The 15,620-nt window shown below is 43.2% G+C and carries 14 protein-coding genes and 1 pseudogene; 8 read left to right on the top strand and 7 right to left on the bottom strand.

The window, feature by feature from the left end; genetic code table 11:
* Positions 1–9: 9 nt before the first annotated feature.
* Genes NL647_RS07190 through NL647_RS07180 form a run of 3 tightly spaced genes read right to left on the bottom strand, consistent with a single transcriptional unit; the run spans position 10 to position 2,113 of the window.
* Positions 10–483 carry a Panacea domain-containing protein gene (locus NL647_RS07190; protein ID WP_253649903.1) on the bottom strand — a complete coding sequence of 158 codons (474 nt, stop codon included), beginning with the start codon at positions 481–483 and terminating at the stop codon, positions 10–12.
* Positions 480–1,514, bottom strand: coding sequence for a hypothetical protein (locus NL647_RS07185; protein WP_253649902.1), 1,035 nt, complete (start codon positions 1,512–1,514; stop codon positions 480–482). The genes NL647_RS07190 and NL647_RS07185 overlap by 4 nt, the downstream gene beginning before the upstream one ends.
* Entirely contained in the window at positions 1,514–2,113 is a 600-nt protein-coding gene (locus tag NL647_RS07180) for a phage repressor protein CI (protein ID WP_253649901.1), read from the bottom strand. Before NL647_RS07180 ends, NL647_RS07185 begins: the two co-directional genes overlap by 1 nt.
* A 65-nt stretch (positions 2,114–2,178) precedes the next feature.
* On the opposite strand from NL647_RS07180, the gene NL647_RS07175 reads away from it, so the two are divergent.
* The gene (locus NL647_RS07175) at positions 2,179–2,379 is read left to right on the top strand and encodes a hypothetical protein (RefSeq protein WP_253649900.1); all 201 of its coding nucleotides are present in this window, start codon (positions 2,179–2,181) and stop codon (positions 2,377–2,379) included.
* Between the two features lie 319 nt (positions 2,380–2,698).
* Here the strand turns inward: NL647_RS07175 and NL647_RS07170 are convergent, their stop codons facing one another.
* Positions 2,699–2,947: an Lpp/OprI family alanine-zipper lipoprotein gene (locus tag NL647_RS07170; protein WP_005441096.1), complete on the bottom strand. Its 249-nt coding sequence runs from the start codon at positions 2,945–2,947 to the stop codon at positions 2,699–2,701.
* 423 nt (positions 2,948–3,370) lie between these two features.
* On the opposite strand from NL647_RS07170, the gene NL647_RS07165 reads away from it, so the two are divergent.
* Positions 3,371–4,714, top strand: a complete 1,344-nt coding sequence (locus NL647_RS07165; RefSeq protein WP_253649899.1) for a DEAD/DEAH box helicase — start codon at positions 3,371–3,373, stop codon at positions 4,712–4,714.
* A 493-nt stretch (positions 4,715–5,207) separates the two neighbouring features.
* A complete protein-coding gene (locus tag NL647_RS07160; protein ID WP_005452866.1) occupies positions 5,208–5,399 on the top strand; it encodes a hypothetical protein in 192 nt (63 codons plus the stop codon).
* A 218-nt stretch (positions 5,400–5,617) separates the two neighbouring features.
* On the opposite strand, the gene NL647_RS07155 is transcribed toward NL647_RS07160, so the two are convergent.
* Positions 5,618–7,261, bottom strand: coding sequence for a methyl-accepting chemotaxis protein (locus tag NL647_RS07155; RefSeq protein WP_253649898.1), 1,644 nt, complete (start codon positions 7,259–7,261; stop codon positions 5,618–5,620).
* A 333-nt stretch (positions 7,262–7,594) separates the two neighbouring features.
* On the opposite strand from NL647_RS07155, the gene NL647_RS07150 reads away from it, so the two are divergent.
* The 5 genes from NL647_RS07150 (at position 7,595) to NL647_RS07130 (ending at position 13,583) form a co-directional block, all read left to right on the top strand.
* Complete coding sequence (locus tag NL647_RS07150) at positions 7,595–8,416, top strand: phosphate ABC transporter substrate-binding protein (RefSeq protein ID WP_253649897.1); 822 nt, start codon at positions 7,595–7,597, stop codon at positions 8,414–8,416.
* A gap of 98 nt (positions 8,417–8,514) precedes the next feature.
* Entirely contained in the window at positions 8,515–9,447 is a 933-nt protein-coding gene (pstC, locus tag NL647_RS07145) for a phosphate ABC transporter permease subunit PstC (RefSeq protein ID WP_005452855.1), read from the top strand.
* A gap of 22 nt (positions 9,448–9,469) precedes the next feature.
* Positions 9,470–10,333, top strand: coding sequence for a phosphate ABC transporter permease PstA (pstA, locus tag NL647_RS07140; protein ID WP_009697868.1), 864 nt, complete (start codon positions 9,470–9,472; stop codon positions 10,331–10,333).
* A gap of 60 nt (positions 10,334–10,393) precedes the next feature.
* The gene (gene pstB / locus NL647_RS07135) at positions 10,394–11,143 is read left to right on the top strand and encodes a phosphate ABC transporter ATP-binding protein PstB (RefSeq protein ID WP_005452851.1); all 750 of its coding nucleotides are present in this window, start codon (positions 10,394–10,396) and stop codon (positions 11,141–11,143) included.
* A 373-nt stretch (positions 11,144–11,516) separates the two neighbouring features.
* A complete protein-coding gene (locus tag NL647_RS07130) occupies positions 11,517–13,583 on the top strand; it encodes a GGDEF domain-containing protein (protein WP_017818511.1) in 2,067 nt (688 codons plus the stop codon).
* 67 nt (positions 13,584–13,650) lie between these two features.
* Here NL647_RS07130 and NL647_RS07125 read toward each other — a convergent pair whose 3' ends face one another.
* Together NL647_RS07125 and NL647_RS07120 are read right to left on the bottom strand one after the other, a co-directional pair.
* Complete coding sequence (locus tag NL647_RS07125) at positions 13,651–15,297, bottom strand: BatD family protein (protein ID WP_009704022.1); 1,647 nt, start codon at positions 15,295–15,297, stop codon at positions 13,651–13,653.
* A gap of 4 nt (positions 15,298–15,301) precedes the next feature.
* Positions 15,302–15,620 (bottom strand): annotated as a pseudogene (locus NL647_RS07120) (hypothetical protein); the annotation flags it as partial.

Below are 15,620 nucleotides of genomic sequence, written 5' to 3'. Positions count from 1 at the left end.
TATAACACGTTAAACTGCCTGGTTCTCTAAATACTCATCGGCAAGCTCTACTAGGTTCAGATTCGTATAACGGTTTTGAGCTCGAACAGGATAAGTTGAATACACATAGTCAATAAAATCGTTGAAATACATATTTTTGGTTTTTTTGATTACCAAATCTAAGATTTCTTTTGTTCTTTCGTTCAAGCGATTAACTTCTCTTTCTGAACCATGATAAGAGATTACCCATTTGTCGGAGCCATACATTGTCTTAGTGTGATCTACACTAAAGTCTTTATGCCGTGTTACGCTATCTACAACGTCATCTACGTATGGTCCGTAATGATTAAAAACCCAATCAATATCAGTAAGTGTTTCTTCGTCAGATAACGCACTAAACCAATCTGCAAGATAAACTAGCTTCGTCAGGCGAGCTTTTGAAAGCTCTGACCCGTGTGGGTAGTTGCTACACAAATAAGCAACGATGCGTTGAAGTTCATTCATTTACGTCTACCTCCTAGTTCTGCTAAGGCATCTTGATCAGGGCTTGAACTTTCATGTTGTTGTGCAGATAAGTCTAACTCTAATCCGTGCCGTACGAACTGACACAAGTGGCTCCAGTAGTTCTTATTATAATCTTTAATTCTGGTTATTAAATCACTGTCGATCAAGTCTTCACTATGGTCACTTTCATAAAGAATTATTCCGATTACTGAGTCCGCCTCTCTAATTGCTTGACCAAAATAACGACAACTCTTCATGTTAAACTCAGATAGCTGATCTTCAGTATATCCATAATGTTCCATCATATACTTTTTGTGCTCTTCAGGCGAATCACCATGAGAAGGCGCTTTAACTTCGTGGCATTCAAGGTGTCTGTATACTTGACTGATTACGCCTTTATTTAAAGCAAATTTTTGATTGTGAATACGCCCAATATGGCCGTTAGGCGAGAAACGCGCAAGAATATAGAAAGCATCCTGGTAATAGTAGTAAATAGATACTCTCGCATGAGTGTTTACATCGAGAAGTTGGGTGAATGCGCCATTTAACCAAGTTTCAACTAACTGAGCATGCTTAGATTTTAATTTTGCGTTAAGCGTGTTGTTTTCTAGTTCGGAATCTTCGAGAGATTTGACCAGCATTAGCTTTTGACGTGACATTGAGCGTTTATCTTTTTCTAAGGCGCGGTTCTTTTTATCAAGTTGCGCAAAGTCTTTGTAAGTACCAGTCGCACCCCATCCAAAAAGTATAGGACCAGCTATAAAATGAATGTAAGGGTTGCATACAATTGCCCATAAAGAGCTCCAAAAGCCCGTTGAAGTTGTCCAAGCCCCTTCGGTTCCAAGCCAAGAGTAACCGTTTGCAAATGCTCCACCTAAAGTGAGGAGCACAGTGCCTATTACGGTGAGGAATATATAAAAACCTTGATCTAACTTTTTCCCTAGAGATTCCCAAACCTTATTTGGTGAACTGAAACCAAAGGTCTGATCATTGTCAGAATTTCGCTGGTTTTCTTGAGCTGATGTCCCCATCACTTTTTCCTCATCTCCATAGCTACGCGGCCAAGCACCTTGATATCTTCTTCCGACACTTCAATCGTTGAAGCATCAAAGGCAATTGCCAATTTTTTACCAGGTAATCGTTGTAGATAGTTGATAGATAGCCGCCCATCTACATCAATCAGGTAGTTACCGGATATAGGGTCTGTTGATTCTTTGTTGATGTAGTAAATACCAGCATCGTCTTCAATGACTTGGGTATTTGATGGCTTAAGACCAAAGCGGTCAAGGGTCGCCAAGTCCAAAGACATGCTGCCGGATTTCTCTAATAAGCCACCCTCAAGCTTGTATGTTGCGAGATTCTCATTCGGACTGCTGCTACCAGAAAACGGTTCACCTTCACCAAGAGCAAGGTACTTAACTGATGCACCAGATGCTAGGTGTTCTCGAACAATTAACTCATGAGCAATTCGATCGTGATGATGCCAAGTTAGGATGGTCGATTTTGGGATTCCGTAGTGATCGGCGAGCAAGTTATAGCTATCACAACCAGTCACTATTTTTAGCCTATCCGTAAATTCGCGAGCACTTGAGTAATCGAATGGGGGAACCTTAGCTGGAATTTGACTCATTTCTTTAGCTCTATCATGTTCCATCATTAAGCATCAACAAATCTCAAACAAGAAGGATACCACTTATGGCAACGCTTCAAATAGCAATTGATGCGCCCGTATGCACAAAAAAGGAATTTTTGCACCGCACTGGCATGCCTTCCTCTTCATTTGACCGTCAAAAAGACCTTGGCAACATTCCTATTGTTCCAAAAGACGCCTCTAAAGGTCTGATTATGGTGAACATGGTCAAGTACATGGAAAAGCTAGCGGAGCAAAAGGTATGAGCTTCGCAGCGTCACCTAAAACCAAACTCATTCAGCAAGGCAGGACTCAATCCTCTTAACAATGCTACTTACGGGAGGTTCTATAGGCCGCGATCAGTGAGGGGATCATCAAAACCTTAAATGACAACTCTGAGGGTGAAATTATTTCAGGTAGCTCTGAAGGAACGTAGAAAGAATCTTAGTTGTTCTATGGAAGTGTTTGGCTCAAGGTTGGCAAAAACAAAAGTGGCGACACGATGTAATGTCGCCACTTAATCGACAAGTAGCCATCATAACAAAGGCAAGTTATTGATAGCCTAAGTTTTTATGCTTGTGTTTCTTACTTAGTGTAAGACTGAGCGATGTTGTCGATACGCTCGTTAGCACGTGCAGCTTCTTCTTGAGCTGCCATAGCCGCGTCGTTAGACTTTTGAACGTCAGATTGTAGAGACTGTACGTCTTGGCTTAGTTGGCTAACTTGGTTGCTTAGTTCGTCTAGTTTAGTAGCTGTTGCTGCTTCGTCAGAAGAAGCACAACCTGCTAGTAGAAGTACTGAAGTTGCTGCAGCTGCGATCAACGTTTTGTTCATATTAGAACTCCTTGCATATAGTGAAATTTCTACGCTATAAATTCTGTGTCATATAGTCATAGGGTCAAATGTGAATACATTCTATCAGAACATGATGTAGCAAAAGTCAAAAAAATCCAAGGATTTCATAGAGTACCTGATACGGACGCTAACTTTCTTCTTACAAATGTAAGTGATTACTCACTTGCTAACGCCAGTATCAGGTAGTACAGCAGCTCTTTTGCTACTACCTGATATCAATAATTTAGACGATATTGACACAAATGAAAGTTTCTAAGCGGAAACTTTATTTTTTCTATTGGAATTAGTTTGTGTGATCTCTATCTATACTCCTATGATTTGCGGTACTATATCGAGCTTTTATTTTTTGCTGCGTTAGAGCGGAAACGACACTGAAAAAGCGCTCAAGACGCTGACTATTTATTGGAGAATACTTTGCAATTTAAAGATCTAGGCCTAGACAACCGATTGTTGAAGAACCTAAAACACTACGATTTCAAAAAAGCGACTGACATTCAGCAGCAGGCGATTCCTGTTGCGATTGCAGGCAAGGATCTATTGGCATCTTCGAAAACGGGTTCGGGTAAGACTTTGGCGTTTGTATTGCCAATGCTACATAAGTCACTAAAGAATAAGTCGTTTTCTGCAAAAGACCCACGAGCTGTGATTCTTGCGCCAACGCGTGAGCTAGCAAAACAAGTATATGGTGAGCTTCGCTCAATGCTTGGTGGTTTGTCCTACGATGCTGCATTGATTCTTGGTGGTGAAAACTTTAACGATCAGGTTAAAGCACTGCGTCGCTACCCTAAGTTTATTGTTGCCACTCCAGGTCGTTTGGCTGATCATCTGGAGCACCGTTCTTTGTTCCTTGATGGTCTGGAAACATTGGTTCTAGATGAAGCTGACCGTATGTTGGATCTGGGCTTTGCTCCGGAGTTGCGTCGCATTCATAAAGCGGCAAGACACCGTCGTCGTCAAACTTTGATGTTCTCTGCAACACTTGATCACGCAGAAGTGAATGACATCGCGGCAGAAATGCTGAATGCGCCAAAACGTATTGCAATTGGTGTTTCGAACGAAGAACACAAAGACATTACTCAGAAATTCTACCTATGTGATCACTTAGATCACAAAGAAGCGATTCTTGAACGAGTTCTAGAAGAAGCTGAATACCGTCAGGTGATCATTTTTACTGCGACTCGCGATGATACTGAGCGTCTAACAGCGAAGTTGAACGAGAAGAAACTGAAAGCTATCGCACTAAGCGGTAACTTGAACCAGACTCAACGTAATACCATCATGAGCCAGTTTGAGCGTGCGGTATTTAAGATACTGGTGACAACGGACGTTGCTTCTCGTGGTCTTGATATCGCGACTGTGACACACGTAATTAACTTCGATATGCCTAAGCATACAGAAGAATACGTTCACCGTGTTGGTCGTACTGGTCGTGCGGGTAACAAAGGTGATGCAGTTTCATTGGTCGGCCCTAAAGATTGGGATAGCTTCAAGCGTGTAGAAACATACTTACAGCAAGATTTGAGCTTCTCTGTGTTTGAAGATCTAAAAGGTAAATTCAAAGGTCTGAAGCCACGTAAGCCAGATTTCCGCAATAAGAAAGTGGCTCCTAAGAAAGCACGTCCTCAAGCTAAGAAAACGCCGAAGAAACCAGCTCAGCGCGACAAAGGTTTCTATCAAAACGTGGCAGTGGGTGATAACGTGTTTATCCCTAAAAAGAAGCCAGCAGCACCAAGTTCTGAAGATTAATCTTTAGCGAAAGTGACAAAACTGATAGACGAAAACCGAGCTTAAGAGCTCGGTTTTTTTATGCCTTATTCTTTCAAACAAACGATACAGATATACCCAAGTGACTTCAAGATGCGGAGTTCAGAGCGTTGTTATTGATTTGACTTCAAGGAAAACGACGCAGCGTAATAGCCAGCTCTTTCCAAGTTGGTTTGACGTAGCCATTTGTTTGACTAAAAAAGCGAGTCAATGACACGCTCCCGAAGGGCACTCTTTGTAAATAGTAAGGGCCTTGGCTTGTATACTTTGTTGTCGATTTTTGATTTAGACCCACTAAACCTTTAAATCGCCGCCGCGTCTACAAACCAAGTCATCCTCGCTGAACCAAGCATCTCGAGGTTACTTGGGTATAAGCTTTATGTTTATTTATTCTAAACGTGGGTTAAAGACACTTTGATTTTTCTGAACGGTTTTTTTGCTTAGCATGAGCGGGGTGTGAAGAGGAGAATACGATATGCAGCAGCAAGATATTCAGCAACAAAAAGATCAATGGTTAGAAGAAATAGACATGACCCTTACTGAGCAACAATGTCGAGAACTAGGGTGGGAACAAACAACTTTGTTCGTTGAGATGTTTTCGTTTCTCTGTATGGCAGTAATAAGCTGTGCTTTGGTTATGTATCGTGGAGGAACTCATGATTACTGAGAAATCACAGATGGGAGAGTTGATAAAATCCATTGTTGTTTCCTCACTTTATTTTGTTGGCTTCCTCGCTCTAATTTGGGTTGTAACGACACATCTTTTCTAATTGAGTCTTGCTTTCCGGTGACCTGATATTTGAATCGTTTTGTTGTTTATAAAAAGCTCCGCGATTGCGGAGCTTTTTGTTTTCTCGTGTGTAAATTATGCGTTGAGTCGAACGCTTAGATTTGGAACTGCTTAAGCTGGTGTTTCTGATTTTCTGCCAAACCAGACAACTCTTGCGCTGCAGCGGCTGATTGGGTGATACCCGTTACGTTCTGGCTGACCAACTCATAAATAGTGCTTAAGTTGTTGTTGATGTCAGAGGTGACTTGTTTCTGTTCTTCTGAAGCGGTCGCAACTTGAGTATTGATCGCGTTCAAGTCAGAAATCGCGCTGTTGATGTCGCTCAGAGAACGGCTTACTTCTGCAGCAAGCGCCTGGTTGTCTTCTAGCATGGCTAAGCTTGAATGCATGCTTTCGTTTGCGTGACCAGACTGTTGTTGTAGCTCTTCAATGATGGTTTGGATCTCTTTGGTCGATTCTTGAGTTCTTGCTGCAAGCATACGTACTTCATCTGCAACTACGGCAAATCCACGACCACTTTCACCTGCGCGTGCTGCTTCAATAGCGGCATTGAGTGCCAACAGGTTGGTTTGTTCAGAGATACTTTCAATAACCTCAATCACTTTACCAATCTGTTCCGACTGGTCTTTTAGTGATGTCACTACGTGGGCAGCTTCGTTGAGTTGATCTGCCATCTTAGTACTTGCACGCGTGCTTTCCTCAAACATGCTCAAACTTTGTGAAGTTAATTTCGTCGCTTCATTAGACGCGCTATCCGCTTGTTGTGCGTTAGTTGACACTTCCGCAGCGGTAGATTCAAGTTGATTAATTGCAGAAGCGACTTGTTCTACTTCTTGTTTTTCTTGATCAGAGTTTGCGCTGCTTTGTGTCATGACTGTCGCAAGCTCAGTAGAGGCCGAAGCGACATCTTCACTGATTCGTACTAGAGAATCGACGGTGCCACGAAGCTGATGGATCGTTTGGTTAACGTCACTTGCCAATTCGGATACTTCGTTTTTACCTACTTCTTCTGCTTCTACAAGCAAGTTGCCTTTTGCTACTTCTCTCATGGTTTGTTGCAGATTACGAATAGGCGCAACAATATAGCTTGCCAGCAGCCAACTGATTAATGAAGCAATAGAAAGGATGATGACCAGCGAGATGGTGCTGTAGGTTAGCGTATTAGAGTGCAATACTCCGTTTTCTTCTACTTCATCCGTTACGATTTGATTGAGCTTTTTAGACAAGCTGTCAATGGCATTGATCATTGCCTCACCAGCGAGGCGGTATTTGCCCATTGCGGTTTCGTATTCTCGGTCAAAATCCGATGTTGTGTAGTCCGATGAATGCTTGGTATTTAACAGAGGTGTCATGGTGACTCGAGTGAAATCCACATAGTGGTTCATCGCCTCACGCATGGCATTTACCTCTGCATGAATACCTTCAATTTGATCGATTGAGTTTAAAAAATCTTGGTTTGTCGCCTGACGTCGTTGTAATTCTTGGTTAAGTGTTTTGACATCTTCAGCCCTGAAAAGACTGTAGATAGCCTTAATGCGCATGGCATAAGTGTTGTCTACGATTGAGCTCAGTTCTTCTTTGTGCACGATAAGGTTATTTGTTGAAACCGTAACTTTATCGAACGCTTGCTCTAATTTTCCTATGCCTACGCTCAAACCTACGATGAGAAGTATGACAGTGAAAAGTACGGGCACGAAAACCTGTAGCTTAATAGACAGCGCACTAAGTAATTGACGCATGATTGACCCTCTAAAGATTGTAACTATTATCATTTTTGTAAGTAAAGCGTAACGATTCTAATCATTAGTCTCGATATATCAATCATTTAACAATGTTTATTTGTTATGAAATATATTAAAAGCGATGTAGTTGGCATTTTGCTATTACAAAAAGCAGTCAAAGTATTTTGAGCTCGAAAGTAAATAAAGTTTGATTGCTGATTTATTAAGCAGAAATGACAACGTGTCATAGAGGCTTCAACTAAGTGAAACACAACTGTCATATTTGGATTCTAAAGTGAGCACCGTTCAAGTGAAACACAACGGCAATAAGGCCACTTAAAGGAAATTGTGATGAAAAAGACAGTAATCGGTGCAATCGCACTTCTAGGCGCAATGGCAGTGACTCCTGTTTCTGCTAAAGAAACTATCTCTGCAGTGGGTTCTAGCAGCGTAACTCCACTGATGGAAGTTTTCTCTGAAACATACATGAAGACAAACCCGAACGTATTTATCGAAGTTCAAGGTCCTGGTTCATCTGCTGGTGTTAAAGCAGCGAAAAACGGTTCTGCAGACTTAGGTATGTCTTCTCGTAACCTAAAAGACTCTGAGAAAGAGCCTGCTCTAAAAGAAGAGACAGTTGCTCTAGACGGTATCGCAGTTGTTGTAAACCCACAAAACAAACTATCAGGTCTAACGGCTGAGCAAGTTACTGCTATCTACAAAGGCGAAGTGACAAACTGGAAAGATGTTGGCGGTGCAGATAAGCCAATCGTAGCAATCACTCGTGATACGGCTTCTGGTACTCGTGGTGCATTCGAAGACATCATGTCTCTAAAAATGAAAATTTCTGGTAAGAAAGTATCTGCAATCTCTCAACGCGCTCAAGTTGCTAACGGTAACGGTGCACTGAAGACTATGGTTGCTTCTAACCCATACGCAATCGGCTACATTTCTCTTGGTACTGTTGATGGCTCTGTAAACGCGCTTCCAATCGATGGTATCGAAGCATCGGTAGACAATGTGAAGAACGGTTCTTACAAAGTTGCTCGTCCTTTCCTTGTCCTTTACAAAGATGGCAAGCCATCTGCTGAAACTCAAAGATTCCTAGACTGGATGCTAACTGACGAAGCGCAAGCGCTAGTTGACCAAAAAGGTTACATCTCAGTTAACTAATCCTATCGGGACTCTAAAGTTTGCTCAGCCCAACATTTCGGGCTGAGCCTTTTCTATCCATTGTGTTCAACGGCATTGCCAAGAACCGTGAGATTTTTATGACCATCGCAACAAATAGTGAAAAGCTTATGACTACTGACGCTAAAGCGATCAGCAAGCCAGGTTTACGCGAAAAACGCCGCGTCGATTGGAGAGAACGCATCTTCCACGGCTTGTTCCTAACGAGTGCTGTTATCGGCATCGTATCATTAGCAGTTATCGCATACTTCATCGTTCGAGAGAGTATCCCAGCATTCCAAGAAGCGGGCGTCTCGGGCATTGTCCTAGGTCAAAACTGGTTACCACCTGCACTATACGGTGTTGCCACTATGATCGTCGCTTCTATCGTATCGACAGCTGGCGCGGTTTTAGTGGGTGTTCCAATTGGTGTTTTGACTGCTATCTTTATCGCGGAAATCGCACCAAAGCGCTTGGCGGACATTATTCGCCCGGCAGTAGAACTGCTCGCAGGTATCCCTTCCGTCGTTTACGGTTTCTTTGGTCTAGTTATTATCGTTCCACTGATTCAAAACGTTTTTGATGTGCCAGCGGGTAACACTATCCTTGCAGGTATCATCGTTCTTGGTGTGATGATTCTACCAACGGTAATTACGGTTTCTGAAACGTCTATCCGCGCGGTTCCTCGTACTTACAAAGAAGGTTCTTTGGCGTTAGGCGCATCTAAAATCTACACCATCTTTAAATTGCTCGTTCCAGCGGCTCGCTCAGGTATCATGACAGGTGTGATTCTGGGTATCGGTCGTGCGTTGGGTGAGACCATGGCGATCATTATGGTTATGGGTAACGCGCCAGCTATGCCAGAAGGCATCTTGGATTCGGCGCGTACGCTAACGGCAAACATCGCTATTGAAATGTCTTACGCAAGTGGTGTTCACGCAAACGCACTTTACGCTACAGGTGTGGTACTTCTGGTTTTCATCATGTCGTTGAACGCTGTACTACTTTACCTAAACCGAGAAAAAGCGAAGTAATCGCTCGTTAAAGGTGACTATTATGGATCGCGCAAAACTTAAAAAAGCACGCCAGTTCAAAGATAATGTCTTTAGCGCATTTGTCTGGATCTCGGCAGCACTGACGGTAGGTTTTTTGTTCTGGATTATCTGGTACATCCTATCAAACGGTCTACAACATGTAGATTGGAACTTCATTACTGATAACTATACGCGTACAGGTGAAGAGCAGGGCATCTTCCCAATGATTGTGGCGACAATTTACATGGTTATCGCATCTATCGCAGTGGCTGCTCCACTCGGTATCATGACAGCAATCTACTTGACCGAATACGCGAAAGTAGGCAGTCGTTTAGTGAAGATTATCCGATTTTGTACTGAGTCATTGGCGGGTATTCCGTCGATCATCTTCGGTCTATTCGGTATGACTTTCTTTGTGGCAATTCTTGGTCTTGGCTTCTCGATTCTATCAGGTGCCCTAACGCTAAGTATCCTTATCCTGCCAGTGATCATCCGTACTACGGAAGAAGCGTTGATGGCAGTACCGCAAACATACCGTGAAGGTTCTTACGGTCTGGGTGCTTCTAAGATTTACACTATCTGGCGTTTAATTCTTCCAAGCGCAATGCCAGGTATCTTAACCTCGGTCATTCTAAGTATTGGTCGTGTCATTGGTGAGTCTGCTCCAGTATTCCTGACAGCAGGCATGGTTGCACGTATTCCGGATTCTCTATTGGATTCAGGTCGTACGTTAACCGTTCATCTATACAAACTGACTACCGAACTGTTTACCATTGAAGAATGGAATCAGGCTTACGGTACCGCGACAGTTCTGATTGTTGTTGTTCTACTGATCAACATGTTTACAAAACTTATCGCACGACGTTTTAACACCGCAACTTACTAACAAAACGAATTAAGAACGCACGTTAAAAGACACGAATTCAAGATTTAAGAGATTAAGAAAATGAACAAGTTTGATATTGAAAACCTAGATCTGTTTTACGGTGACAACCAAGCACTGAAATCAATCAACTTACCAATCCCAGTACGCCAAGTGACGGCACTTATCGGTCCTTCAGGTTGTGGTAAATCAACATTGCTACGTTGCTTGAACCGCATGAATGACCTGATTGAAGGCGTGAAGATCACGGGTAAGTTGGCAATGGACGGTGAAGATATTTACGGCAATATCGATGTTGCTGATCTTCGTATTAAGGTTGGTATGGTATTCCAGAAGCCAAACCCATTCCCAATGAGTATCTATGAAAACGTGGCGTACGGTCTGCGAGCTCAAGGCATCAAAGACAAAAAGCACATCGATGAAGTCGTGGAACGATCTCTGCGTGGTGCAGCACTTTGGGATGAAGTAAAAGACCGTCTTAAGTCTCACGCGTTTGGTCTATCTGGCGGTCAGCAGCAGCGTCTATGTATTGCACGTACAATCGCGATGGAGCCTGATGTGATTCTAATGGATGAGCCAACATCAGCACTTGACCCGATTGCGACCCACAAAATCGAAGAATTGATGGAAGAGTTGAAGAAGAACTACACCATCGTGATCGTAACGCACTCAATGCAGCAGGCGCGTCGTATCTCAGATCGTACTGCGTTCTTCCTGATGGGCGAATTGGTTGAACATGACGATACACAAGTTATCTTTAGCGATCCAAAAGACGACCGCACCCAAGGTTATGTAAACGGTGACTTTGGTTAATTACAGTATTTACAAGCATATACGTTAATAACTATAAGCGATGGTACTCTTGCCCCTCCTAGTGAGGGGCTTTTTTTATTTTGGGTGTGACTGCCTATCATTATTAGCAATGCTCATGTTGATTCATTTTTGCTCATTTTTTTTGCAGTATGTAATTCTGATGAAACACCTGTCTAAAAATGTTGAAAGGTTCTCGAATGTGAAATTAAGTTAATATTTTTTGCGAAAGACTTAACAGCTCAACTTGGATTCCATTGATTGCATATCTACACCTAAGTAGTTTTTTATCGAAAATAAAAAAGTAGATTAGGTTGGTCAGGTGAGTTTAAAAAGTTTTACAAGAACAGTCTCTTCGACGAGAGATCATAGGCTCTTGGCGGAAGCCATCTTCGAGCATCTAGAACAGCACTTTTCCCCCAGCGCGATAGCGATTTTCGACGATCCGCTGACTAATCCAACCGGGACCATTCTTTTTTCCCGTGGTGACTTATTTCCAATTCGTCAGTATCCAGAAGCTTTTTGGGATTGGGCAAGCCAGTTTGATACCTCAGAAAGTATTATTCCCCTTGCGATCAACACCTGCAATTGGGAACACATTCAAGATCTGGGTGGCGACAGCTACATCATGATGCTCGATAACACACCGATTAAGCGCACCTATCTACTAGTACAAAACGTTCAAGCCCGATCGGCTCACAATATTTACGAAGAAAGCTACGACGCTATGCAGCTCGCTGCTGCTCGTTGGCAGTGCATTCGAGCTGAAAAACACGCGTCGCTTGAGATGAAGCATCGCGATGTACGAGAAGCCCAATATGTTGATGAACTCAGCCAACGTGAACGGTTCATCGAAAATATGAAGCTCGTACAACAAGTCGCTTTAGAAATTTCCAACCCAGACTCTTTGAAAGATCTCTATTTAAAAGCAGTAGAGGCACTGCGTGAGCGTCTAGGCTTTGATCGCTCAACCTTGATGTTGCTTGATATGAAAAAGCGCAGTTTCAGTGGCACGTACGGTACAGATGAGTCGGGTACTACTATTGACGAGTTCCACACTCAGTATGATCTTCACCAATTGAGTGAAGAGTACATCGCCGCTTTGTCGAGCATAGAGCGCAATCTGGTCATCGTTGAAGATGCCCCTATATATACCGCAGGCAAAGTTGTCGGGCAGGGATGGAACGCGATGTTGATTTTACGCGATGGGAATGAGCCGTTTGGCTGGTTTGCGTTGGACAACTTCATTCACCGTAAACCGATTACCGCTTACCAAAAGCAAATGCTGGAGTCTTTTGGTTCGCTTTTCTCTCAAATTTTTATCCGAAAACGCCAAGAGCAAAATGTGCGTATGCTGCACTCCAGTATGGTTGAACTATCACGTTGTACGACCGTGAGTGATGTCTGTAAATCTGCGGTGACGTTTGCAATTAAGAACCTTGGCATTGACCGTATGGCCGTGTTCTTAACCGATGAAAATTGCTCTTATATGCAAGGAACGTGGGGAACCGACATTCAAGGGAATGTGGTTGATGAATCTTACTTTTTTGGTGAGACGCAAGACTTCTCTTTGATCAATTTAGCTCGCTCGATGCCAAATGAGGTCGCCTTTGAAGAATCGGTACCTATTTACCATGACTGTAACATTGTAGGGTTCGGTTGGGCTGCCATGACAGTGCTGACATCGAATAGCAGCGGTCCTATCGCTTTTATCGCCGTGGATAACCTTCTTACCCGTGCACCGTTGACATCTCAGCTACGTGAAGTGATTCGAATGTTTGCTTCAAGCCTTGCTGAAGTGCTGCAAAGAACGCAAGCGCAGGAAGCGATTAGAGAGCTCAATGAGAACCTAGAGCTTGAAGTCAAGAATCGAACAAAAGAGCTGGAAGAAGCGAATCGACAATTGGAGGTTTTGTCCAAACTTGATCCGCTAACACGTTTGGGCAACCGCCGCATGTTAGAGCATGTGATGCAAAAGTATTGTTATATCGAACATAATGAGGTGATGCCTTTCGGTCTTATTCTGATCGATATTGACCATTTTGGTTTGTTTAACAACCATTATGGGCACTTAGAAGGGGATATTGCCTTAATGCGAATTGGCAATATTCTTGAGCATCATACCAAAGATGAAGACGAAGTATTTTGTCGCATTGGTGGTGAGGAGTTTGTCCTTCTTATGATCGGGTCTGACCAAGAAGAGGTTAGGCTACGTGCGGAGTGTATTCGACGTTGTATCGAGGATGAAGGAATCAAGCATTGTCACAACCCAGAAGGTGAATTGCTTACGGTTTCTGTCGGTTATTCCTGTTATCAAACTCAAGGAAAAGATTTTAATTTTGATCACCTTTATCAACTTTCAGATAAAGCGCTTTATCAGGCGAAAAATAGCGGTCGAAATTGTGTTCGTATGTTCGACACGCCGGATCAAATCGTTGCTTAAGATCACCAAAATACAAAAATGGCAGCTCTGATTGAGCTGCCATTTTGCGTTAGTAGGATGAAGGAGATTACAACTTTTCTAGCTGGTGGCTAGATTTAGTGTGCTTCTCTTTCGCCAGTTGTTTAAGTTTGACGAGTAGAGTTTCTGCTTTCCACGCTTGTTGTGTCGCGCTAAAGCGAGATTGGTTCATAACGGCTAACTCCTCTTTCACCGCTCTTACTGCGTCAGATTCGCTGCTGCTATGATGGGTGTTTAGGTAATCATTAACTGCTCTTTCAATCATCACGCTGTCACCTTGTTTGATGGTGCGCTCTAAATCTTGAATTGGCGAACCATGACGCGCGCTTACTGCCTTTTCTGTTTGTTGAGTTGCGCGTGTTTTCCATAGTCCAAACGCGATAGCAGAAGTGACAAGCCACAATACGCCGAATACGAAAGTGAGTGTTTGCCAAATTGAATCTACACCACTTGGCGCAGTGGGTGCCGAAGTAGCTGCAGGTTGCGTTGGTAACGCACTTTCTGGCAAGGTAATTAAACCACTATCACTTTTTTCGACATTCAATTTGAGCTGGGTGATCTCTGCTTTTCTCTCTTGATCTCGATTGCTATCCCACCAATTTACAGAATACCCCGGAAGTGTCAGGCTGCCTGCCTCGGTAGGGATTAGCACTTGTTTGACGGTCATCGTCACTGTGCCATCGCGCGAGGTTTCAAACTGTGGTTGTTCAGGGTAAACACGTAATGTACTTGGGTAAATAATACCAATACGTGGCAAGTATTCCGCTTGAGTACCATGTGCTCGAATGCGAATCGTACGAGTGATAGAAGAACCTTGCTTCACAGTGTTTATCTTATTCACAGACAGAGGATTACCCTGATCATCTTGCCAGCTCTGTGTCATTTCTAACGCACTTGCAGGCAGCCAGTTTCCTTTGAAGTCTTTTGGAATTGGCTTGACGGTAATTGTCATTTGCTCTGTTTTTGTGTTGATTGGCATGATCTTGGTTGAGCCAGTTAAGCTGTCCCCATAGATATATGAACCAGTCAGCTTAGGGCCGTTAAGCGTGTACGTGCCTGGTTGATCCGCAGTAATGTGGAATGACTGTTCTAACACCGTAACTTCAAGTCCATCTATAACGCGACGACCTTGTTTGGCATCGCTTGCTGGCTCGATTTTCATCCCTTCAATACTTGGTGGGAGGATTTGAGGGTTATCAAGGCGACGAGGATCTGCCTTTATGACTAACTGCATTCGCACCGTCGTAGACTGCTGGGGATAAAGCGTATGGTTATCCACGTCCATGTTGAAACTAAACAGTTCATCCATGTCCGGTTCTGTTTGATCTTTGGTGACGCGCAGTTTGATAGGCTCTGTTGTCATTCCATCAGCAGAGAAGCTAGGGATGGTCACGACACCTTCTTTCATTGGAGCAATTGAAATACTCCATTCAGTGCGAACGGTTTTATGACCATTGATGTTATTACTCGAGCGACCATAACGCGGCTGACCCAAAAAGAAATCATCTTTCAGAGCATCAAAGTTAATCGCATCTGAGCCTAGCTCTGTGTCTGCCATGATCCTAAGGTTGATCACTTCGTTTTTAGCCACCTGAGTCTTATTTACGCTGGCTTGAAGGCTTTGAGCAAAAACCGAAAAGCTAGTTAGTAGGCTGGCCATTAGAACAAAGACCAGTTTTGCGCCTTTTTTCATCATGGACTTACCACTCCTTATTTGATTGTTGTGGAGGTTGTTTTTGTTGAGCTTGCAACTGCATTTGAGCACGAATCAGGAAGCTTGGGTCACGAGCACTTTCCACCGCTTCTAAGCGTCGGAACTCAGGGTCATCCTGATGTGTTTTCTCTGGTTGAGCTTGAGCCTGCATTGGCTGATCTTTCTGCTCATCCAGTTTCTCTTTTCCTTGTTTAGCGCGTTGCAGCTCGGCTTTCTGCTTTTCTTTTTTATTTTCAGATTCTTGCTGATTTTGTGACTGTTGTCCTTGCTCTTTCTTAGCCTCATTTTGAGACTTTTGTTGCTGT

This window comes from Vibrio sp. Y29_XK_CS5, from assembly GCF_024181835.1.
GTDB lineage: Bacteria > Pseudomonadota > Gammaproteobacteria > Enterobacterales > Vibrionaceae > Vibrio > Vibrio harveyi.
The sequence above is the reverse complement of the archived record's forward strand: the minus strand, read 5'-3'. Positions and strand labels throughout refer to the sequence as shown.